This window comes from Pelagicoccus mobilis (assembly GCF_016595505.1).
Lineage (GTDB): Bacteria > Verrucomicrobiota > Verrucomicrobiia > Opitutales > Opitutaceae > Pelagicoccus > Pelagicoccus mobilis.
Map to the genome: position 1 here is coordinate 46465 of NZ_JAENIL010000022.1, position 22751 is coordinate 69215.

The following is a 22751-nucleotide window of genomic DNA, read 5'->3' on the forward strand; positions in this document are numbered from 1 at the left end:
TGACCGAACAGGCTGGGGATTGAAAGCCTTTTGTCTCCACGGACTTTGAGAATTCAAATTCGTAAAACACATGTTAATCCAGACCGAGTGAAGCACTTATACTCGTAGAGCGATTCACTCATAGCAGGCTTTGCCGATGAACAGGACTTAGCGTAGTAATGAGCAGCCAATTCAAAGTCCACATTGTCGAAGACGACAAAACCACCCGCCGCCTCCTCGAAAACGTAACCAGCATGCTGGGCTACGACGTTCGCTCCTACGAGGACGGACAGCAGGCATGGGACGCCTTCGAGATCGAGCGCCCGCAAATCGTGATCAGCGACTGGATGCTGCCGGAGATGGATGGACTCGAGCTGTGCCGCAAACTGCGCGAGAGCATGAAGGACAGCTACACCTACTTCGTGCTCGTCACCGCCCAAAAACGCTCACGCCCCAATCTCGAACGAGCCATCGATGCCGGCGTAGACGACTTCCTCAAGAAGCCGATCGGATCCGACGAGATCTGGAACCGCCTTCGCGTAGCCGAGCGTATCCTCAATTTCAACAAGCAGGTCCAACGCCTCGAGAGCTTGATCCCCATCTGTTGCTACTGCAAAAAGGTCCGCAACGACGGCGACCTCTGGGAGCAAATCGAGCAGTACGTCAACGAGCGTACAGGAGCCGACTTCACTCACTCCATTTGCCCAAGCTGCATGGATACACACGTGCGACCGCAGATGGCTGCCTACAAGCAGTCCCTCAAGGACAAGGCCGCGGCCACAGAGTAAGGACTCAACTACTTCTTCAGCCAGACGATGGTCGCTCCCCAGCCGCCACTCGTTTGATCCCCCAACTCGAACTGCTCCACCAGTTCGCTTTTGCGTAGCTGCCCGTGCACCAGTTCGCGCAAAGCGCCCGTCCCCTTTCCGTGGATCACCCGCACTCGGTAAATGCCCTTCTCACGACACAATTCAAAGTAGTCGGGCAACAGCTCCTTTACCTCCTTCGGGCGGAACGTGTGCAGGTCTAACTCGTCCGAAATCGGAAACTCTACCGGTTCATCTTCCATTAATTGGTAAAACAACGCCTTTAGGCGGCCAAATCGACTAAAACCGCTAGCTTCCAAGTCGAATATTAACAGGGTACACGCAACGACTTAGACGCGTTAACCCACGACCAAGATGATCCATCTCACTCGCAGGCAACTACAATTCGCAAGCAGCAGCATCCTCGCTATCGCCGCTCCCTTCTTGCACGCCGAAGAGACGTCTGAAAACGAGATCATTCCGCCGACCGCGATTTACAAGGTCGACCCCAGCCACCCCGACGAGCTCTATTCCCGCGGTGTGGAAGGCGAAGCCATAATCATCGCCTCGATCGACAGGACCGGCACCGTCATCGAGCCGATCGTCGACCGCGCCTCGCACGAAGAGTTCGGACTATCCGCCATGATCGCCGCCTCAGAGTGGATCTTCGAGCCCGCCACAAAAAACGGCGTGCCCATCCCCATCAGCGTCAAGATCCCCTTCAATTTCGAGATCGCATTCGAGCACAAGCTAAACGTCGAAATGGGCCGCGAGGTTTTTCAGGAACTCGACGTGCCCGTGATCCCCTCCTTCGAGCTAGACAAAGCTCCGGAAGCTCGACACATCCCCCTCTTCGACGAGTTCTACCCGGAAGAACTGGAAAACACCGGCAAGACCTCCGCCGTCAGCCTCGAGTTCATCATCAACCCGGAAGGCAACGTCATCAACCCCCGCATCGTCTCCATCTCCACTCCCGGATTCGAAGAAGCCGCCATGCGGGCCATCAGCCACATCAGATACAAGCCAGTGCGCTTCGAGGGACAGCCATCCTACGTTTCCATGATGATGCCCCTGCAGTTCTCCCCCTAGGAGCTTACCCCTTCCGCACAGGAGGGCAACGCTTGCTCCGTCGTTGCCCCAGTACCCTCAACAAAGAAAAGCCGCTGCCCCGAAACATCGAGACAACGGCAAGTGCTGGAACGAGAGCCTGTGGCCTAAAAGGCGAAATTGAAACGCATCGTAATCGGCATGTACTCGAGATCTCCCTCGTCGTTCAAGGCCCCCAGACCGAGTACGTCTAACACGCTGTCATCGTCGTCCATCGACTCCTGCCCGTAGTAGCCAGTCTCGAAGCTCAGCGTAGACGACTCCGTCATCTGGTAGGCCAGCCCGACACCCACGCCGTAGCTGAAAACCGTCCCGCCATCGTAGAACGGGGCATCCGTCAACGCGTCCTGGTAAGGCGGCACGAAGGTTACGTCCGGCACCGAAAACGACGCTCTGATCGAGTCGATATCCTTAAATCCAACCTGGGCCGAAACAAACGGCTGCCAGTTCCCCTCGTTGACGAAGTGGTAACGGATCCCTCCGTACAGCCCCAAGTCTTCGTAGTCGCTGAAATGCCCGTTGAGCGGCAAGCTGTCCGCCACCGTGCCCACCTGCAGCATGCCGTCGTCCGCCTGCATCGTGCTCAGCCCAACAAACCAAGAGGTTGTCGAACTCGCATGGTAGGTCGCCTCAAGTCCAAGTTCCCAGAAATCCCCGTAGACATCGTTGAAGCTCTTAGCGTCCACTTCCACCGGAAGGCTGCCCGGATCGAGATCCAATAGAACCGAGCCGTCAAAGCTCGCTCCACGATGCACGTCTCCCCCTACTGGTTCGACGTAAGATCCCTTGATAGCGAAGGTCCATTTCTCAGCTTGCGCGGAGGACGCCGCGAGAGCAGCAGCGGTAAGTGTCAAAGCAACGGTCTTAATTGAATTCATTTTGAATAGCGTAGTTAAGGTTTGTTCAGTTTTTGCATCATCAACGAACCATCTAACAGCTCGCTGAACTAACCCCGAGTACGCCGCCTAAAACCGAGCGAATGCGCCCCAAACTTCGATTTTTGTAAAACACGCCCCCTGAGACACCTTTGAACAGCTCTTGAACCAAATTATCGCGTCCCTCACGCTCCCCCATGGCAACGCTCTAACAATAGACTCAACTTGCGAATCTAACGTTAGACCATAGCGTTTCAATCCTACCCCAAGAACGCTTATGGACAAACGCATCACCCTCGCGGACATAGCCAAGAAAGCTGGCTATCACCCCACCACCATCTCCATGGCCTTGCGCAACCACCCGCGCCTGCCAGCCTCCACCACCGAAAAAATCAAGGCCCTCGCCGAAGAGATGGGCTACCGCCCCGACCCTGCCTTGGGAGCTCTGGTCGCCTACCGACGCAATACCTCGCCCAAGCAGCAAGCCGCACCGCTCGCCTACCTGACGAACTGGCACAACGAGTTCGGCTGGAAGAACAGCACCCCGCATCGCAATTTCTACGAAGGCGCCCTGTCACGAGCAAAGCAGCTCGGCTACAAGATCGACCACTTCTGGTTGGGCGAACCAGGCCTATCGCACGAGAGGATCAACGACATCCTTCAGGCCCGCGGCATTCGCGGACTCATCATTGCCTCCCACCAGATCGGGGTAGACCGCGAGCCACGCATCCAGTGGGATCAGTTTAGCTCCGTAAAGATCGACTTCTTCCCCACCAGTCTACACGTCCATACCATCTCCAACGACCAGCGCGCCATCATCCAGCTTGCATTCCGCAAAGCGCTAGACGCTGGATACAAGCGCATCGGTTTCGTCATACCGCGTTGGTGGGACACCTACGTCAACTACGCTTGGTCAGCAGGATTCCTTGCCAGCCAACTCCTCGTTCCCGAGGAAGATCGGATTCCAATCAAAATCTTCGATACCGAGCCAGACGCCGAGATTGGCATGCCAGTCACCGAATTCGAAACCTGGCGAAATGAACACAAACCTGATGTCATCATCAGCTACAACGAATTCGTCCAGCACGCTTTCAAACTCCTACAGATTCAAACTCCGGAAGATTTCGCCTATATCGATGTCTGCCCCGAGTCGAAGGACAACGACCACGCGGGCGTCTATAACAACTGCGAACGCGTCGGAGAACTTTCAGTCGAAATCCTCGCTGGCCAGCTCCAGCGCAACCAAGTCGGCCTCCCCAACTACCCTACCGTCACCAAAGTGGAGGGAACCTGGATCGACGGCCCCTCTCTCCCGACTTCCAAGCTTGAAGCAACACTCAGCGATACCGCCTGACTTGGCAGCTAGTGTGGGCACTCGCGCCAATCCGCGAAAGCCACCTAAACTCGTTACGACTAACTGAAAAAAGCGGCTGCCTTCCAGCATGACCCGGGACATTACGCAGGCAGCATGCTCAGTCCCAAGATCACTAAAGTCTCCTACTATCCAGCGCCTGGGTACCAGCGCCGCGTCATCTCGCAAAGCCACGGCATTATCGAGATCGAAACCGACGCCGGCATAAGCGGAATCGGCGAAGGAGGTTCGCCCGATCTCGTCAGCCAACTCGCCCGCTTCCTCATCGGCGAAGACCCGCTTCGCATCGAGCACCTTTGGCAAACCCTGTTTCGCGCCGACTTCTATCCCGCTGGCCGCGAACTCACCCATGCTCTCGGTGGCCTCGATATGGCGCTCTGGGACATCAAAGGCAAACTCCTCGACGTCCCCGTGTATCAACTCCTCGGCGGACGCTACCGAGACCACATCGAATGCTACGCAACCGCCTTCGACCCAGAGAATCCCAATCTCGCCGAAGCTGCCCGCAAGTGCATGGACTTTGGATACGCCGCTTACCGAACCACCGGACTCGTAGATAATTCTTCTCAAACCTTCGACGACAAGAAAGCTGTATCCGCAATTTACCGACAATGTGAAGCTATCGCTAACGAACTCGGTGACGACGGATTCTGGGCTATCGACTTCCACACACGATTCGATCCCATCCACGCAATCGAACTCGCCAAGAGACTGGAACCGCTCAAACCGTTGTTCTGCGAGGACCTCGTTCGCTCCGAACACCTTTCGCAGTACCGAAGCATCCGCCAACAGACATCCGCCCCACTCGCAGCAGGCGAACAACTGAGCCACCGCTGGGAATGCCAAGATCTGATCAAAGAGAAGCTCATCGACTTCGCCCGCATCACTCTCCCAAACGTGGGCGGCATCACCGAGCTTCGCAAAATCCTCTCCGAACTCGAGACTCAGTTCATCACCTTCGTTCCCCATTTCACGGGACCGATATCGACCGCTGCCCTTGTCCACTGCGGTATAAGCTTCCCAGGCCGAGTTATCCAAGAGATCGTAGGAACCGGCCCAGCAGAGAAACCGTATCTAAATTCTGACTACATAATTTTCAAAGAGGGCAAACTCTATCCCAACGACCATCCGGGTATCGGAGTCACTCTCGTGAAAGAAAAGCTCACGAAAACGCTAGAGGTCACCGAACGCGATCCTCACGCCTTCCCTATCTTCAAACGCCCCGACGGCTCGTACACAAACTGGTGAGTAGCGAGGCAGGACGCCCACTCGCGGGCGTCCTCACTTACGATCTACGCCAATTGATTTCCCAGAGGGAGCGAACGAATTCGCTTACCGGTCGCTGCGTAGATCGCGTTGCAAAGCGCAGGAGCAGCTGGCGGAGTCGCAGGTTCACCCACTCCAGCTGGCGGAGCATCGCTCTCGATTACCGCAACGTCGATTTGGGTCGGCGACTCATTCATACGCGTCACACGCACATCGTGATAATTGCTTTGATCAATTCGTCCCGCTGTCGCGGTGATCTCTTCCAAAACACAGCTGAATCCGAAGATCGTTCCGCCTTCGCACTGCGCTTTCACGGCGTCGAGATTCACAACTGTTCCCGCATCGGCAGCAACCCAAGCTTTCGGAATGCGTACTTCGCCATCGTTGCTTACCTCAACCTCCACCGCTGTAGCGACATAGGTTAAAAAACTTCGGTGACAGGCTATCCCCAATCCACGGCCTTTCGGTAATGTTCGACCCCAATCCGCCATTTCAGCCGCCTTCTTAACCACCGCAATCAACCGAGCTGTATCCACCGGATACTTTTCGATCGGATCACCATAGTTACCATAAGGAATCGGCGTGTGCGTCAGGTCTATCTTCCGCGGCTCACCGATCAGTTCGAGAAGGTAATCCTTCGGGTCCCGGCCTGCCGCTTCCGCTAACTCTGCCGCAAAACATTGGATCGCGAAGGCATGATTGATGTTACCCACCGAACGCATCCAACCGATCCGAACATGGGCATCTGCCTTGCAGCTTTCCAACCGCAGATTCGGAACCTGGAAAGGGTTTTCGGTAAACCCAAGGTCGAGCTCGAAACTAAAGGGTTCGTTCGCTCCGGGAGCAAAGGTCGAGGCGATTGGCGGAAACGCGGTCCTATGCAACCAACCATCGGTCTTGCCATCGCCATCGAGCGTGGCCTCGAAATGCTGGGCGCAGGCAAAGTGGTAATAGCCATGCCTGACATCGTCCTCGCGCGTCCAAACGACCTTTATTGGAGCACCAATCTCTTTGGCGATCAACGCTGCCTCGACCACGAAATCCGGTTTGCTCTTGCGACCGAAACCGCCACCGAGAAAAGTAACGTTCACAGTGACCTGTTCGAGTTCGAGACCGACAGCTCCGGCGACTTCCTTGCGGGCGCCTTGAGGCGCTTGAACACAGGCATAAATCTCCATCGAATCTTCGCCTGGTATAGCAACCGCAGCGGGCGGCTCCATCTGCACGTGGGACATCAGAGGCACGTAATAGTCGGCTACTAGCTTCTTATCTCCAGATGACAGCGCAGCATCAACATCTCCCTCCTCCCGCACGACTTTGCCCGGAGCGCTCACCGAGCTCTCAAGCGTCTGGCGATAATCCTTCGAAGCAAACCCGCTATTGTCCCCATCTTCCCACTCAATTTCGAGCAGGTCGCGTCCCTTCATAGCCGCCCAGGTGTTTTTGGCGACGACCGCGATTCCACCAAGCGGCTTAAAGCCCGGCGGCTTTTGCCCGGGATCCTTCATCTCCACCACTCGCTCAACGCCCGGTACCGCTAGGGCCGCTTTGGCGTCATAGCTTTTCACCTTGCCAAATACAACTGGCGGGCGAGCCACCACAGCAAACTTCATCCCCGGCACACGCTTGTCTTGGCCAAACACGTTTTGCCCGGTCACCGCTCCATGGTTATCGAGACTACGCACCACCTTGCCGATATAACGCCACTTCTTGCGTGGCTTCAGCGTGAGCGAATCCTCGGCAGGCACTTCGAGTTTCGCAGCAGCAGCGATCAACTCACCATAACCCAAAGTTTTCCCATTCGCCGTATTCACGATCTGGTGACCTTCAGCTTTGCACTGACTCGCATCCACACCCCACTTCTGGGCAGCAGCCTGCTCCAGCATCGTACGAGCCGTAGCTCCCGCCTGGCGAAGGCGTTCGAGATTATGACGCATACTGCGTGAACCGTCGGTGTTTTGGTCACCGTATTTGGCGTCGCCAGTAGCTTGCTCGATTTTCACACGATCCCAGTCAGCTTCCAGCTCGTCGGCGATCACTTGGGCAACGCTGGTACGGATCTGCTGCCCCATTTCGGATCGGTGGCAAACTACAGTCACAGTACCCTCACCATCAATTGCGACAAACAGATTTGGGGCAAAGGAGGCAGCCTCCGAAGAAGCGACTGCCATCGACTTCGGCAAGTAAGCCAGTCCCAACAAGAACGCTCCACCTTTTCCAAGGTTCTCTACGAAACTCCGACGTGATTGCTTGGCGATCATTTCGCGCCTCCTTTCATTTCGGCGGCGAGGTGGATCGCCTGGCGAATGCGCGGGTAGGTACCGCAGCGACAAATGTTACCCGACATTTCCAAATCGATATCGGCATCGCTCGGCTTCCCGTTGCGGGCGAGCAACGAGGCCGCCTGCATGATCTGCCCTGGTTGGCAGTAACCGCACTGGGGAACATTGAGCTTCACCCAAGCCAGTTGTACCGGATGGTCGCCCGCCTCGCTGAGGCCTTCGATTGTCGTCACTTCCTGCCCTGCAAGCGAGGCAGCCGGCGTTTGGCAGGAACGAACCGCCACCCCATTGACGTGGACCGTGCAAGCGCCGCATTGAGCCGCTCCACAGCCAAATTTAGTTCCAGTCATCTCCAGATCATCACGTAGGATCCAGAGCAGAGGGGTATCGGTCGGACCCTCAAAGCGAGTGGTCTTCCCGTTGAGTTTAAACTCTATCATATTCTGTCGGGGTTGGATTAGGTCGCCCGTAAAACGGACAATGGGGATAGCCAAGTGCGACAAAACTAATCCCAGTGAGCAAATTGTCCAATGGAAAGCTGAACTTACCCCGCCAGGAAACTAGACTTCCGTCTCCATGATCCGATGCCGCACCACTGCTCGCGATCGAGGGAATATAACATCCCCCACCCTGAACCCACGATCCTTCAATCCCTCCGGTACGTCTTCTGCTCGTATATCGACCGCGCGTATTAGCAGATTCCCTACAGTGTAATCCTCGAGCACCCCCAGCGTTTCCTGAACTTCTCCTTCCTCCAAAGATTCCAGCACCACAAGCGCACCCCGGTATTTTTCCAAGATCGGCTCATAGGCGTTTGGTAGTATCTCCAACAGGCTTTGCCCGACTTCGGTCGCATGCCGATCCGCCCCACTCACCTTTTGCAAAGCCGCGCTTCGCTGTTTCGCCATTCCAATCAGCATCCCCACCGACTGGCTAAAAGCATCCCGCAACATCCCGTAAAGATTGCGGAGCGAACGTCCAATCTTCTCAAAAAAGCTCGTGAACTTCAGATCCGCCACCTCCTCATCCCATTCCTCGCGCTCTGAAGTCCCTTCTGACGGAGCCGGTCGAATGATCCGATCGATATCCGCTATCTTTTTATCATAGAGCACATAACTCGATTTGCTCCTCCCCAGCCCCATTGCCTGTGGGCTATCATAGACCAGTTCTATGCATTTGGGAAACACCTTCATCACTCCCCAGACAGAGCGGCCATCCTTCATTTTCAGAATAACAAAGTCGCCGTCGAACTCCTTCAAACAAGCATCCCTGCGGTGACGTTCGATCACCACTCCAGCAATCGCACTCAAAAACAACAACCCAATCGGGGCCCAAATCAAAACCGTCGGCGAGAATTCCATCCTCTCTGCAGAAACCAAATTCCCCCTTAAAACCAAGCCCGAAAATCTCGCAATCGCCCCCCGAGGCTCTATTCAACGGTACCAAACCAATGAGTCACGCCGCCAAGCCAGCCCTTGTCATCCCTGACACGCACCAGAATATCGATTGGGTCGAAGCCATTCTCGTCAAAGAATCCGCTGAAGTCAGCCAAGTCGTTTTTCTGGGCGACTACCTCGACGCCAAGGTAAAGACTGCGGACACTCCCGAAGCAACCGCTCGCTATATCGCGAATCTACAGAGCCGTTACCCAGAGCTCCCGATCACCTTCCTGGTCGGAAATCACGATCTCCCTTACCTCTACGATCTGCAAAACGATCGAAGTCCTGAAAGCACGAATCCCAATCCGTATTCAAACGGAGCCTACGTGCCCGCTTACTCGGAGCAGGTGAGAGAGCACTTCAATCACGACTTCCTCTCCCAACTAAAACCCTTCGCCCTGGTCGAGGGATTCCTCATGTCCCATGCGGGGCTCCATATCGCGCACTTTCCCGTCCAGACCGACGATGCGTTGCAAACTCTCTATACAGAGCTCAACCAACACATAAGCAAACTACCCGACCAACGCCCACCGGCCCTCGCCGCTGTAGGTATCGCCCGTCGCGGACTTGACCCCATTGGCGGTCTCGCTTGGCAAGACTGGTTTCACGAATTCGAAGACTCCCTTCCTTGGCCGCAAATTGTTGGCCACACCCTCCTAGACGAACCTGATTCCAGAGGTCGTAGTTGGAACCTAGATACCCGCAACGGCTCCTACGCCCTTATCCAAAACGCCACAATCCAAATCCGCGCCCTCCCCAAAGAATAAAATCACGCCGCCCTACATCGAGGTCGTCCGATGGGTCGTTCTCGAGTATTTGAAGTTATGTCTGAGAAGAAAAATGCAGCTTGCGAATCGAGTAATACCCGGAGGGTATTGGGAGGTGAGCCAATGCATTTTGCACTCAGACAGAACGAAAAGACGAAGGGATAAGACCCATCGGGCGACCTCAAACTAATGAAAGAGATCTTTCTCGTTTTCCTCCGCCTCGGTTGCTACGCCTTCGGCGGTCCCACCGCCCACATGGGCTACTTCCACGAAGAGTTCGTCAAGCGACGCAAATGGCTGAGCGAGGCCGACTACGCCGACACCGTTGCTCTGTGCCAATTTCTCCCCGGCCCATCCAGCTCCCAAGCAGGCTTCGCCATCGGCCTTGATCGAGGGGGCATCACAGGAGCCTTCCTAGCCTGGATCGGCTTCACCCTTCCGTCCGCAATACTCATGATCGCCTTCGCTCTGGGCCTCGAATACGCGGGCGATCTCTCGACCGCCGGCTGGGTCTCAGGCCTCAAGCTCGTAGCCGTAGCAGTGGTCGCCAACGCGGCGTGGGGTATGGCCAAATCCCTTTGTCCTGACCGCAGCCGAGCCACGATCGCCGCTCTCGTAACGCTCGGTCTGCTTCTTGCAGCAACCCCTCTTGCCCAACTCGTCGCCATCCTCATTGGAGGAGTCGCCGGCTATATTCTGTATCGCAAGCAGGACCACACTTCGCAGGTCAAGCCAACCCATCAAGCGGGCTCAAAAAGAATGGGAGCCATCTACCTCGGCATCTTTTTCATTCTACTCGCTGGCCTACCCATAGCCTCTCAGCTCTCACCACAAAACGAAGCGCTTGAAGTGGGCGACGCGTTCTATCGAGCCGGCTCGCTGGTCTTCGGCGGCGGACACGTGGTGCTGCCGCTCCTCGATAGCTACACCGTACAACAGGGTTGGATAGACGAGTCTTCATTCCTCGCTGGCTACGGAGCCGCCCAAGCTCTTCCCGGACCGCTCTTCGCCTTTTCCAGTTTTCTCGGCGCCGGCATAAACAAAGGACCCGGCGGTATATCCGGAGGTATCTACGCTTTGGTGATGATCTACCTTCCGGCCTGGCTGCTCGTTCTCGGCGCCATTCCTTTCTGGGCTCGCCTTCGCAAGATCAACGCTGCTCGAGCCGCCTTGCTTGGAGCAAACGCGGCAGTTGTCGGCCTGCTCTTCGCCGCTCTCTACGACCCGATCTGGCAAAGCACCATCAACAGCAACCTTAGCTTCGGCTTCGCCCTCGTCGCCTTCATTCTCCTCAAATTCTGGAAAATGCCACCCTGGCTCCTCGCCGCCTTAGGTGCCGGACTCGGGCAACTTCTACTCGGGTAGATCGGCAACTAGAAGGAGGCCCAGTTCTGTTGGTTCACCAACTTTTGCGCCTCAAGCTCTAGGGTACGCTCCGCTAGCAACTGTTTGAGTTGTTTATTCTCTTCGCGCAAGAAGGTCAGCTGCTTACCCAGATCTCTTACCTCGATTGAGAGCAGATTATCAGAATTCTGAGTACGATCTTCAACCTGCTTAAGTTGAACCAACTGCTCCATTCCCACAATCTGATGTAGCCGAGGGTTCATTTGAGCTTTCTTAGTATTCTCCATATCTATTGTCAGTGAATATTCACTACAAGCAGCAGGCGATAAACGAACAATTTAAGGGCCGCTCCACGAAGTGAAGCGACCCGATTATACCATAACACTTAACTAGTGTGTGCTACCGAGGGATAACAAACTAGAATGTGAAACTGTTCGTAAGCATCCATTCGCGACTCGCCGGAATTCGGTACGTCCCAGGAGATCCGTCTCCCTGCACGGTGATCGGAATCAACTCGTCGTCCGCGAAGGCGTTCCTAAGATTCAGCTGCATGCGCCACCGGACTCCGTTGCCGAGCTTGAAAGTATAGGATCCGAAGAGGTCCACCTTTTCAGAGCTTGGTCCCCAATACGGATTTTCGATGTCGAACTTATCCTGGCCGTCCGCTGGGTCAGTATAAACCGGATACCCGATCGCAACCTTGTCTTCCCAGCGGAGGCTACCACCAACGTTGAGCCCCTGAAGCTTTCCATCGGTGAAACGGTAGGAGGTCACTAGATTCGCACGCCATGGACGCATTTCCGCTACGTTCGTACCTTCTTGCTGTAGCGCGAGTAGATACTTGGAGTAGAAGGTCTGGTTCCACTGTTGTAATATGGAGCCGTTACCTCCGCCCCACCACATGCGGATATCGCCAGCTGGACCGTTCCAATGCTCGTTGCGAGCGTCCACCCATTCTTTGAGCGAACCTGCAATGTTGGTATTCTGTGCAGTCTGCTCGGATGCATTGAGGACGATACTCCAGTTTTTCGTGGGTTCGAAGCTCAATTCATATTCAACACCTTCGGAAATCGTATCCGCAGTTGAAACGAAACCTACCGGCTGAGAGCCGCCAAGCCACCAGTTCTTCTTCCAGCCATCGACCGGATCCATGCCCCAAGCCTCAAACAGTTCATCGCTCGGCAGGTTGTTCAACACCGCTTCGGCATGGAGTCTTTGCTCTGCAAGAGCCTCTTCAGCGGTCTGGCCACCGCGGGGACGATACCAGAATCCACCCGTACCGGGTTCCCCGTTTAGATTGCCCATGTAGCGTTGCGCGGAACGAAGGGCACGGGCTTCAGCACCACCGATGAACCACAGGTTACCTGGATCGAAGCTAGCATCCTTCACAAGGGTTTCGTAGAAGTTAACCTTGAAGTTCAACCTACCTTCAAAGGCGGAGATCAAGAATCCGTAGTCTTCCGTTTCCCCGCTAGGAGCTCCCAAAGGCTGGCCAAACTGGTCGATCCGACCCGCTGCAGGCTGGAAGTTCGAAGACTCGTTGTAGAAGAAACTCAGCTTTGTCTGGTATGGCAGCTCCGGTAGAAACTTGTCCGTATGCACAACGACCGACCAAGATTCGCTCGTACCCTCGACTCTATTACCAGGAACAGTATCCAACTCATAACTACCGTCTGATAGATCTAGATATTCATCCTGAGCGACGAGACTTGTTGATCCATCCTGACCAACCAAACCGAATGATTCAGCGGTGTCCTTGCGGTATCCGTAAGTTGGAACGACTGCTCCATCCCAGAGAAACGCCTGCCAAATGAACGCTTCAGAGCTAATCTCCTGCAGATCACGATTTGCCTTTTCCAAGGCCTTCAGTCCGCCTTCCGCAGTTGAGCCATTGATCAGGGTGGCTGGCATTTCACGCCAACCCACGTAGTTGGCTCCGTTTTCAGACTGCGTAGAAGTCGCTCCATCCCACGGGCGAATCCATTCGGCCGCAGGGTCAACACCCGTCGCGTTCCAATTGGAGTCGAAGAGATAGACCGAATTAATGTTCGGAACCTGGATCGCCGAAATCGGCTGGATGTTCAGCCCAGACGCCGAGCTCGTATTCAACAACGAACCACTGCCAAGATAGTTTAGCATCATTAGCTCGCGCTCAGCAGCTGTCACCACCGGTGTCGCCTGAAACTCACCATACTCACGCCCTAGGAGATAGGACGCCCATTGCTGATCGCGCTGTTCGATTTCCTGTTCGGACGCGAAAGCCGTGAAAAGGTGGCGTCCAAGCAGCTTGCTCACGAACGACTCGTCCATGAAGTCAGTGGCTCGGACATCGGCAAATGCGGTGGCTTGCAAGACTTCGCGTTCCGTCTGACGGGCTCCGGTACCAAAACGCGAACGATTGACGACGTAAGGTCGTCCCACGTTCGGATTCGGAGTCAGGTCAGGCGAAAGGTGGGAGTTGATATCAATTGACAATGCAGGATTTCCACCGAGCGGACGGAACGAGCGATCCGCGTAGCTTTGTCGATCGTAAGCGACCTGCACGCCGACGCGATTCCCCCAAAAGCTCTGATCTAGCTTCAGGTTCAGCCCATCGAAATCACGGTACTCCCGCTTGTTATCCCCATCGATCATGTGATTCTTGAAATCGAAGATCGAACGGTCTGTTAGCGACTGACGCTTGAACGGCGCCAATGTATTCGCAAATTCAAGACCGGCGTTCTGGGCATACTTCGGATAGTTTGCGACCGCGAGAGGACGCCAGAACGGATAGAAGGTTACGTCTTCATCGACTTCCCCATTGGCGCCGATGCCATTGTTGTCAGACGATGCCAGCTCGCCAACACGCAAGGGTCCCCATTGCTGAGAGGACGTCGGATCGTCGAAAATGACCTGCACACCACCAAAGCGTTGATCGAGCGAAGGGTTGTAATTGTCATGGCCTCCCACGAACGTTCCTGACTCAGGGATGAGCGGGTTGTCATTGTAGGCCTCAACGGGATTATAAACCTGCTTGTTCAAACGATCGAACCAAGGAGTGATCAAGTCTTCCGGAGGAAGCGAGCGTGGGCGGTTGGCTTCAATTGAGCCGTCCTCATAATTCGCGGTCAAGGTGGTACTCGCAGAATCACTTTTTAGGAAACTCGGCTCGTATTTGAGAGCTACATACAAACGCTCATCATCCTCGAACGCTGGGTTCTGCTGGAATTTCTGGTGCTCGTTCAGAGCAGCAACGCGTATCGCCAACTCGTCTTCCAGAATGACGCGGTTCAGGTTGAGAGAGAATCGACGACTACCCCAGCTACCAAAGCGCAGCTCAACCTTGCCTTCATCCTCGAAGTTGGCGCCTTGGACCGTGGCATTGATAATGCCCGCTGGACTGCCTAGGCCGAACAGCATCGAATTCGGCCCGCGTTGGAGGTCGATACGATTCGTATTGTAGTTGTCCCAAGGAATATCCGTCAGGAAATAGTTTCTCGTATTGTCCGCCGAGGCCAAGCCGCGAACACGGTTGTTGTTGTTGGGACGCAACATAGCACCGCTTTCGTCGAGCGCCTCGCCATTGCCCAAACCTGTGAAGTTTCCGGATACACCTCCCGTTTCCGTGTTGGTGGTATAAACGAGCAGAGACTCGCTATCCGTGGCCGCCACATCATTGAGAAACTGTTCGGTCACAACCGAAATAGCGGAGCCTACATCCTTCAGTTCGGTACGGATACGAGTTCCCGCCAACGTGGAAGTGGCCCGATATCCAGTGTCCTCCGAGGCTTCGATAGTGAACGGGGACAGTTCAAAGATCTCTTCCTCTCCATCGGCTTCCTGAGCAGCCAAAAAGCTTGGCGCCAAAAAGCCAGTTGCCAACGCAACAGAAGCGAAGCCCCAAGGAGGTATAACTCCCCGGTTTTTTGTGAAGTGTAATGGTCTAGTCATAGCGTGGGTGTTTGTGGTTTAAACGGGTGCCCAAAAATCCCAAGTAGCCACCAAAACAGGTATAGGAATCCCTATACGCTCCTGTCTCTTCGGGGCATGTTCGCGAGGGGGTACTTCTCTGGACGAGAGCTAAATTAACAGAGCCTAGATCCTCTCTCAATGAGGCTAATTACCGCGCTCTTGTAGCTATTTTCGGCTCTCAAGCCATTATCCGAAAAACGCGGCGAAAACATCAAAACTCAGAAAACACTGCCAAACATCGACTTATAACATCCCCATAGAAATCCCCTCCAGAACTTTAGAATTCGCTGACAATCGAAGCAGCCACCTGCTTTCAAATTTACAAATCCGCGCCATGCTTGAGGATACGCCTTTACCGGGGAACAAATGACAAAGCGTAAGAACATCCTCATTTCCACACCGACTCGCCGTGAAGGGACGCGCCTGATGATTCGAGCCATCGCCGCTTACCCAGACGTATCTCTAAACTGGAGAATCCATATCGATGACGACATGCGGGCAGCTTCGGATGTCGAATGGCTGTTCTCTCGGGATTGGGATGGAATCGTTCTGAATACAAGCAACCAAGAGATTCCCAAGCAGTGTCAATCGAGAGGAATCCCATGCATAGACATCAACGACGAAACAGCTTCGATTCCTGGCATACCCAAAATACGCGCCGACAACCCAGCACTCGCTCATGTAGCCGCCGAACATCTTAGAGACCGCGGCTTTCGCCATTTCGCCTTTTGCGGATTCAGCGACCAGAGCTGGGCACAAGAACGTAAGCGGGGCTTCTGCGAAGCGGTCGAGCTCTTGGGCTTTTCCGCAGACGTTTTCGAAACACCCTACCAGGACAACGACAATCAACTGAGGCCAAAGACCGAGTTCGATTGGCACCGCAGCGAAACCGAAAACATTTCGCAATGGCTCCGAACACTGAAAACACCCGTCGGCATCATGGCCTGCAACGATCTACGCGCCGTTCAAGTCATCGATGCCTGCATAGATCTCGGAGTGCGGATACCGGACGATTTCGCGATCGTCGGAGGAGGAAACGAGGCGTTTCGCTGCGAGATTCGACACCCCAGCATTTCAAGCGTCCCAGTGAACTTTCACGAGTATGGGCGATGCATCGCCCGCACGATGGAAGCTCTCCTAAACAAACAAACCGACATCCCTCCGGAGCAACTGATCGAACCGACAGACGCAATCCTGCGACAGTCTTCAGATGCACTCGCCATAGATGATCCACTCGTCGCGAGAGCTGTCCGCGTCCTACGTGATGCAAACGGAATCGGGATCACCGTTGACCAGCTTGTCAGGGCCGCAAACAGCTCCCGAAGCCAGCTGGAGAGAGGCTTTAGAAAATACTTCGGCCATTCACCGCAAACCGAGATTCGGCAATGCCAGGTCACCTACATCAAAGGCCTGCTCACGGGAACGGACATGACCTTGTATGACATCGCGCTCGTGGTGGGCTTCAAACATCCAGAGTACATGAGCGTTGTATTCAAAAAACTGACCGGCGAATCGCCTGGCGCCTATCGAGATCGGTTGGCCGGGAGCTAAAAACCATAGACCTCGCCCCGTTCCGCTCCCGCGCCCAAAAACTCGATCGCCTTCAAAGAGTCCATCACGCCTCCTTTCGGAGATTCCTCTTCGACAACCAGCCTGAGAGTCGTCTTCCCCTTCGGGAGATAAAGCTTACCGATGGCGTTCTCATATCTGCCAGTGATCGTTCCCAAGATCTCCCGCTCGCCACAACCGACCCTGATCTTCGCCCCCTTCACCCCCTCTCGAGCGTGCAAGACGACTTCGTACCAACCCTCGGTGACCACATCCACGAGGTGCGTTTGCCCGTCACCCACACCATCCCAGCCTGTAGTCCAGTGGCTACCGTACTTCACGGAACCCAAAAGAGCAGACGGGGAACAGGCAAAAACAAAGCTCGATCGATCAGCACAGGATCCGATTCTAAAGACGGGAGCTTGAAACGCTCGCCCGGATTTTCGGATCCCCTCTAACGTATCCAAAAGCTGTTTACTCATTAACTGAGCCACTTCCGGCTCAGCCTTGGCGATGTTTCTCAACTCCCGCGGATCCTCACTCAAATCGAACAATTCGATTCGCCCCCCTCTTCTCACGAGTTTCCGATCTCCAACTCTAAGAGCTAGGTTCTGAATCTGAGGATCCACCGCATCGGGTCCGTTCAAAAAGTCATAACGCCCCCGCCCACCTTCAGTCTGGGCATGATCAGACGCGATGAACAATGGCCGCTCAGGCAACTCTCCCTGTCCAAACAAGAGCGGTACCAAAGAAATTCCACGCAGATCCTTTTCACCAGGTCGCGGTTTTGGAGCTTCCCCCGCAATGGAAAGTAATGTCGGAAAAAGATCCGTTACATGAGCGACGCCTTCTTCAGTTCCAGGTTCAACACGTCCCGGCCATCTCACTAAAAGCGGGACTCGAATACCATTCTCATAGACCTTGGTCTTCGCTCCACGCAGACCACTCGGGTTCCTTAACTCCCAATCCCTTCCTGTGTGATTGGGCAAGTCTTTCCGATCCGAGTTCGCCACAGGACCATTATCAGTAAAGAACAGCACAACGGTGTTCTTCGACTGTCCCGTCTCCTCAAGCGTCTGCAACACACTGCCAACATTTGCATCGAGCTCTTCAAGCATTCCCGCATACACTGCAAGAGATTCAGTGAAACCTTTATCTCGATATTTCTGGATACGAGACTCAGGAGCATACCACTTACCGTGGGTTGCCATCATAGAAAGATGCAGGCAAAAAGGGCGACTATCGGAGGCCTTCGATCTCTCGCGAAGAAACCCCGATGCTTTTTCCGCTAAGGCCTGCCCCATCCATCCTTCTCTTTCGATCATCCCATCTTTGCTGAAAAACATCCCGTCCATATGCCGGTAAAGGTGAGTCAATTCCGCGACCTCAAATCCCCGGTCCCACGGCAAGTAACCTTCCGACTTCCCACTGTGCCACTTACCGTAGAAAGCCGTCGCGTAACCGACATCCTGTAAACGCTCCGATATCAGTGTCTCATCAAGATTGATATAATCCTGACCACCATGCACTCCCCATACGCCCGTCTCCAAAAAGTGGCGACCGGTAAGAAAACTGGCACGCGTAGGTGCACAGGTGGGATTTACGTAAAACTGAGTAAACTCGAGAGACTCCGTCCGCAAACGATCCAAATTAGGAGTCTCAAAAACCTCCGGATTCATATACCCGAAATCGTCACGACCTTGATCATCAGTCAGAATGATTAGAATATTCGGTCGTTCTTCTCCAACAACAGCACTTGCGAAAGCAAGTAACACACAAACGTATACGTTAAGTAACCGGACCTTCATAATTAGAATTCTCCAAATCGGTTCTGAAACTCTTGAGTATAAGAGTTAAGGATCCGTTTCATCTTTTTCAAAGTCCCCGCTTTCTCTGGCTGTGAGGCTAAGTTCTGTCCCTCTCCCGGGTCGTCAGGCAAGTAGTAGAGCTGATCATCATCGAACAACCCTGGATGGCGTTTATCAGTACCATAACGCACCGACACCATACCAGCGATCGCATCCCAAGTCGCCTTCTCTCCCTCGTGGTTGTAGAGGTGACGATTCTCCGGCGTTATTTCTTTCTGAATACGTGTTGGGAAACGAGTCGCTATGTACTTCCAATCCTCAGTAACGACCGCCTTGGTGTAAGCGATTTCAAGAAAGAGTGACAAACGAACAGACTCCTCCTCGCCATCAAACAAAGGCATCAAATTAGCTCCATCCACAAGGTAGGAATCATCCCTTCTCAAGCCACAGACTTCCATGAAAGTTGGCACCCAGTCGATACTGCTAGTAATCGCGTCAATCTCAATTCCAGCCCTGATACGACTTGGCCAGCGAATCAAAGCTGGTGTCCTCGTCCCGTCATCGTAACACGTCAGCTTTCCCTTTCCGCAGTGATCGCTGATGAAGATCACGATAGTATTCTCCTCAAGGTCTTCCGCTTTGAGTTTGTCGAGAACGGCTCCCACAGAATCATCCAACCAAGTCAAAGGAGCCGCCGATTCGGGTAGCCCAGCTTCGTCTACTCTGCGCAATACATCCTGGCGGCTCGGTTGCACCTGCGGAGCTTCGTCGAGAAATCCTGAAGGGGTGATCTTCGGCGAAGACTTCAGCGATGCGAGCGGCGACGGTCCGTGAGGAACCGTGTGGGCAAGGTACAAAAAGAAAGGCTCTGCTTTGTGCCGCTCGATAAAGTCCAAACCACCCTCTGTGATCCATTCAGGATTATGCTGATGCAGTTCTTCATCCAAATCGAGAGTATGCAGATTGTTTACGTACAAACGGGAGACTTCTTGAAAACCAGTTCCGCGTTTCACCTCTTCGACAACTCGTTCGTAGTTACCTAGCATACGCTTCGCCTCTTCTGGGCTACGCGGATCAGCCCCTGTGGGCAGTTTTTCCTGAAAGCGTTCGTTGCGGGTGTTGTGATGCTTACCAATCAAAGCAGTCGCATACCCAACCCGATTAAAGCTATGGGCGACAGTCTCTTCGCTTCCTTCCAAGAAGGCGTTCCATCTGATAAATGCGGGTTCACTTTTATCCGGAAACTGCTTCGCAAAGTCCACACATCGAGACGCGTATCGTCCCGTGAGAAGATTGTATCGACTTGGTGAACACACAGCCGACGGCGTGTAGTACCGTGTCAGTTTCGCCCCGAACTCCGCTAGACTGTCGATGTTCGGGGTCAGAACATCACCACCATAACAAGCGAGATGCTCGGGACCCAGATCATCAACATGGATCAATACGACATTCGGACGTTCGCTACTCAACATGAGAGGGCCAGCGAATACAGAAGCAAAAATGAGAGACGCAAATCGGAGCAAATTCATAGTTCGGAAATGAGGTCCGAGCACTATAGATTCCCCAAAGCACCTTCACAATTAGACCATTATCCAAGCTCTTGAGTTTATTTCCGGTGGGTCCAACCCTAGATTCTCAGCCTTCGTTCAATATTCTGGCGAACTCTGCACCCATCGCGTCTCCTAGCTTTTTTGCTCCTTCGACGCTTAGATGGACCGCATCTCGCAAATCATCGAGATTGGTCATGGTCTGCGAATCGACAAAGTATACCGCGTTGTCACCGGCATCGTTTCGAGACTTCACGATCTCGCGGATCGCCGCTCGGAAGTCTTCCGCCGAGTATCGATCACTCGTTCGCTTCGAGCTTGTCGTTTTTGTATTCAGCAAACTCATCAAGACGATCTTCGCCTCAGGGTGGATCTCACGCACCACGTCGATCGCCTCGTGCATATCGGAGGCATATTGGTCCACCGATTTTCCGCGATTCACCCAATCGTTATAACCCCAAAGAATAGCGCATAGATCCAATCGTTCTATCGCCTTCAAGCTTTCCGCCTGGTACCTGTTCGCATTACTTCCACCGATGGACAGGTTGTAGTACTCGGCGTTCACAGCCTGGGAAGCAACCCATCCCCAGGTCTGGTTTCCGAAGGTCTGCCCCCTTCCGTGAGTGATACTATCTCCTAAGGTCGCCACCACAGGTCCCTCATGCTGTTCAAGCGAATACAAGGATCCTCCTTCCGGCAACTCGAGTCTGCGAAAAACCGGATTCGACCAGAGCGGAAAAACGATTTCATACTCAACAATCCCTCCCAGTTCGTCGGAAAGGATCTTCAATCTTCCATCTTCATGGGTTCTATATAAATTTTTGAATACACCATTCCTAAAGACTGAGAACAGAGTTCCTGAATCTTCGAATACAAGTTCAACAACGGGGCCGTTCGTTGCGAAACGAATTGAGACTCCCGCCGTCGTTCTTGCCTTTTGGGAATTGAAACCATGCGTGAGCGGGGTCGCGTCATCCAACAGGTCAGGGGCAAACCTCAGCAACTCCACTCCCTCCTCACCAAGCTGCGGGTAAGCCGCACCTGAATACACAATCCTCGAATCGTCAGGGGTTACAATCTCCCCCGCCATCAGTGAGGCAGCGCACGCAAAGAAGAGGCCGAGCAGGAACCATAAGCGCGTTCGTTTCATACGATTGAAGCCTTTCCTAACGTTAATAGTCGCGCTTTTTCGACTGTTGCTTGTCTCTCACACTCATCGACTTTTTCCACTCGATGAGCTCCTCGAGCATTCGTGACCTAACTTCAGGCAATTGATTGGAGAGATCGTTATCCTCGCCAACATCCAGAGACAAATCATAGAGCTCCACTTTATCTTCAGTGAAGAACTGCATCAGCTTGTACTTACCCTTCCGAAGCACAGCCGCATTAAAGTCACCCGTACTCCTTCGACGCCCGGTATCCGAATACCAGAAAAAGCTGCGATCCTCGTTGAAAGATTCACGGCCCAGCAAACCGGGTACAAAACTCTCTCCGTCAACATGAGCATCCGGCCTTTGCGGTAGATCAAGCATCTCCAATATAGTGGGGAAGTAGTCCATTCCTGTAATGGGAAACTGGAGACTCTTTCCTCCCTCCAATCGTCCCGGCCATTTAACGACAACAGGTACGCGCGTGCCGCCTTCGTACATGTGCCCCTTCCCCGCCCTGAGCGGAGAGTTACTGGTCGCTAGCGGTCTCTTGTTCTCCGAACCTGAATTAGAGAGCCCGCCATGATCCGACGTGAAGATAACAATCGTGTTTTCGGAAAGCCCCTCCTTCTCCAAACACTCAACAATGCGCCCGAGGCTCTCGTCCACACTCTCTATCATCGCAGCGTAGATTGCATTGTCCTGATTCACCCTACGACGACCATCGATCCCGAATGCAAACTGCTCGCTCTCAAAGCCGATCCCCTCGATCTTCTTCTCATAGTAAGCAACTTTCTCTGATTTCCCTTCCAATGGCGTGTGAACACCGTAGTGAGAAAGGTATACAAAAAACGGCTCGTCTCCATTTTGCTCGATGAAACCTATCGTCTCGTCCGTTAAGCGATCAGTGAGGTACTCACCCTGCGGAGCGTTCAAGACCTCGGGACCGGACAGGTTCTTTTCCGCAGTGTAAGGAGCAATATAGGTCCCCGGAGCACCGGCGCTTCCCGCTCCGACACTGACATCAAACCCTTGAGCGGACGGGTACCGGTCTTCACTTTTCCCTAAGTGCCACTTCCCTGCAAAAAAAGTCGTGTATCCATGATCCTTTAACGCTTCCGCAATCGTCACACGTTCTAGCGACATATGGGTTAAACGCTCTCCCTCCGATTCCGCTCTGCTTGGATGCACGCCACTGATCATCGCATAGCGAGACGGCACGCAACGCGGGAACGCTGCGTACGCCTGCGTTAGCAGAGCTCCGTCCGCAGCCAACTGGTCCACATTCGGCGTCTCGTAGACCTCCGACCCTGTCAGCGATAGATCGTGGTAACCGAGATCATCGACGAGAAAGAAGACGACATTGAGCCTCTCTGCACGCATCGACGCAGCACTTAATAGAACACAGATTAAAATTAGGGGAATCTTCATCGTTCGAGCTTCTTAACTTCAGAAGGGGGTACTTCGTTTGGGCTTTGCACCACTCCCTGAGCTTACGGAAGTCGTACCCGA

At 53.9% G+C, this 22751-nt stretch carries 18 protein-coding genes; 7 read left to right on the top strand and 11 right to left on the bottom strand.

Features of this window, described 5'->3' with window-relative positions:
* Positions 1 to 158: 158 nt before the first annotated feature.
* A complete protein-coding gene (locus JIN87_RS12960; RefSeq protein WP_200355996.1) occupies positions 159 to 767 on the top strand; it encodes a response regulator in 609 nt (202 codons plus the stop codon).
* 8 nt (positions 768 to 775) lie between these two features.
* On the opposite strand, the gene JIN87_RS12965 is transcribed toward JIN87_RS12960, so the two are convergent.
* Entirely contained in the window at positions 776 to 1048 is a 273-nt protein-coding gene (locus JIN87_RS12965; RefSeq protein ID WP_200355997.1) for a Smr/MutS family protein, read from the bottom strand.
* Between the two features lie 112 nt (positions 1049 to 1160).
* Here JIN87_RS12965 and JIN87_RS12970 point away from each other — a divergent pair, with 112 nt between their 5' ends.
* Complete coding sequence (locus JIN87_RS12970) at positions 1161 to 1874, top strand: energy transducer TonB (RefSeq protein WP_200355998.1); 714 nt, start codon at positions 1161 to 1163, stop codon at positions 1872 to 1874.
* A 125-nt stretch (positions 1875 to 1999) separates the two neighbouring features.
* Here JIN87_RS12970 and JIN87_RS12975 read toward each other — a convergent pair whose 3' ends face one another.
* Positions 2000 to 2770 (bottom strand): outer membrane beta-barrel protein, encoded by a 771-nt coding sequence (locus tag JIN87_RS12975; protein ID WP_200355999.1) that lies wholly within the window; start codon positions 2768 to 2770, stop codon positions 2000 to 2002.
* Positions 2771 to 3044: 274 nt separating this feature from the next.
* Here JIN87_RS12975 and JIN87_RS12980 point away from each other — a divergent pair, with 274 nt between their 5' ends.
* Both JIN87_RS12980 and JIN87_RS12985 read left to right on the top strand, forming a co-directional pair.
* The gene (locus JIN87_RS12980) at positions 3045 to 4121 is read left to right on the top strand and encodes a LacI family DNA-binding transcriptional regulator (protein WP_200356000.1); all 1077 of its coding nucleotides are present in this window, start codon (positions 3045 to 3047) and stop codon (positions 4119 to 4121) included.
* Between the two features lie 114 nt (positions 4122 to 4235).
* The gene (locus tag JIN87_RS12985) at positions 4236 to 5387 is read left to right on the top strand and encodes a mandelate racemase/muconate lactonizing enzyme family protein (RefSeq protein ID WP_200356001.1); all 1152 of its coding nucleotides are present in this window, start codon (positions 4236 to 4238) and stop codon (positions 5385 to 5387) included.
* A 44-nt stretch (positions 5388 to 5431) separates the two neighbouring features.
* Here the strand turns inward: JIN87_RS12985 and JIN87_RS12990 are convergent, their stop codons facing one another.
* The 3 genes from JIN87_RS12990 to JIN87_RS13000 all read right to left on the bottom strand — a co-directional run bounded on the left by JIN87_RS12990 (position 5432) and on the right by JIN87_RS13000 (position 9048).
* A complete protein-coding gene (locus JIN87_RS12990) occupies positions 5432 to 7666 on the bottom strand; it encodes a xanthine dehydrogenase family protein molybdopterin-binding subunit (RefSeq protein WP_200356002.1) in 2235 nt (744 codons plus the stop codon).
* Entirely contained in the window at positions 7663 to 8127 is a 465-nt protein-coding gene (locus JIN87_RS12995; RefSeq protein ID WP_200356003.1) for a (2Fe-2S)-binding protein, read from the bottom strand. Before JIN87_RS12995 ends, JIN87_RS12990 begins: the two co-directional genes overlap by 4 nt.
* Positions 8128 to 8247: 120 nt before the next feature.
* Entirely contained in the window at positions 8248 to 9048 is an 801-nt protein-coding gene (locus JIN87_RS13000; protein ID WP_200356004.1) for a hypothetical protein, read from the bottom strand.
* 89 nt (positions 9049 to 9137) lie between these two features.
* Between JIN87_RS13000 and JIN87_RS13005 the strand changes: the two genes are divergently transcribed.
* Positions 9138 to 9893, top strand: a complete 756-nt coding sequence (locus JIN87_RS13005) for a metallophosphoesterase (protein WP_200356005.1) — start codon at positions 9138 to 9140, stop codon at positions 9891 to 9893.
* Positions 9894 to 10082: 189 nt separating this feature from the next.
* Positions 10083 to 11258: a chromate efflux transporter gene (gene chrA / locus JIN87_RS13010; RefSeq protein WP_200356006.1), complete on the top strand. Its 1176-nt coding sequence runs from the start codon at positions 10083 to 10085 to the stop codon at positions 11256 to 11258.
* Between the two features lie 8 nt (positions 11259 to 11266).
* Here chrA and JIN87_RS13015 read toward each other — a convergent pair whose 3' ends face one another.
* Together JIN87_RS13015 and JIN87_RS13020 are read right to left on the bottom strand one after the other, a co-directional pair.
* Positions 11267 to 11500 carry a hypothetical protein gene (locus JIN87_RS13015; protein ID WP_200356007.1) on the bottom strand — a complete coding sequence of 78 codons (234 nt, stop codon included), beginning with the start codon at positions 11498 to 11500 and terminating at the stop codon, positions 11267 to 11269.
* A 154-nt stretch (positions 11501 to 11654) separates the two neighbouring features.
* Positions 11655 to 15167, bottom strand: coding sequence for a porin family protein (locus JIN87_RS13020; protein ID WP_200356008.1), 3513 nt, complete (start codon positions 15165 to 15167; stop codon positions 11655 to 11657).
* Between the two features lie 387 nt (positions 15168 to 15554).
* On the opposite strand from JIN87_RS13020, the gene JIN87_RS13025 reads away from it, so the two are divergent.
* Positions 15555 to 16739, top strand: coding sequence for a XylR family transcriptional regulator (locus tag JIN87_RS13025; protein ID WP_200356009.1), 1185 nt, complete (start codon positions 15555 to 15557; stop codon positions 16737 to 16739).
* Here JIN87_RS13025 and JIN87_RS13030 read toward each other — a convergent pair.
* The 4 genes from JIN87_RS13030 to JIN87_RS13045 all read right to left on the bottom strand — a co-directional run bounded on the left by JIN87_RS13030 (position 16736) and on the right by JIN87_RS13045 (position 22670).
* Complete coding sequence (locus tag JIN87_RS13030) at positions 16736 to 18544, bottom strand: sulfatase-like hydrolase/transferase (protein ID WP_200356010.1); 1809 nt, start codon at positions 18542 to 18544, stop codon at positions 16736 to 16738. The two genes, JIN87_RS13025 and JIN87_RS13030, sit on opposite strands and share 4 nt — an antisense overlap.
* Before the next feature lie 2 nt (positions 18545 to 18546).
* Positions 18547 to 20073 carry a sulfatase family protein gene (locus tag JIN87_RS13035; protein WP_200356011.1) on the bottom strand — a complete coding sequence of 509 codons (1527 nt, stop codon included), beginning with the start codon at positions 20071 to 20073 and terminating at the stop codon, positions 18547 to 18549.
* A gap of 106 nt (positions 20074 to 20179) precedes the next feature.
* Complete coding sequence (locus JIN87_RS13040) at positions 20180 to 21241, bottom strand: SGNH/GDSL hydrolase family protein (RefSeq protein WP_200356012.1); 1062 nt, start codon at positions 21239 to 21241, stop codon at positions 20180 to 20182.
* 22 nt (positions 21242 to 21263) lie between these two features.
* Entirely contained in the window at positions 21264 to 22670 is a 1407-nt protein-coding gene (locus JIN87_RS13045; RefSeq protein ID WP_200356013.1) for a sulfatase, read from the bottom strand.
* Between the last annotated feature and the right edge of the window lie 81 nt (positions 22671 to 22751).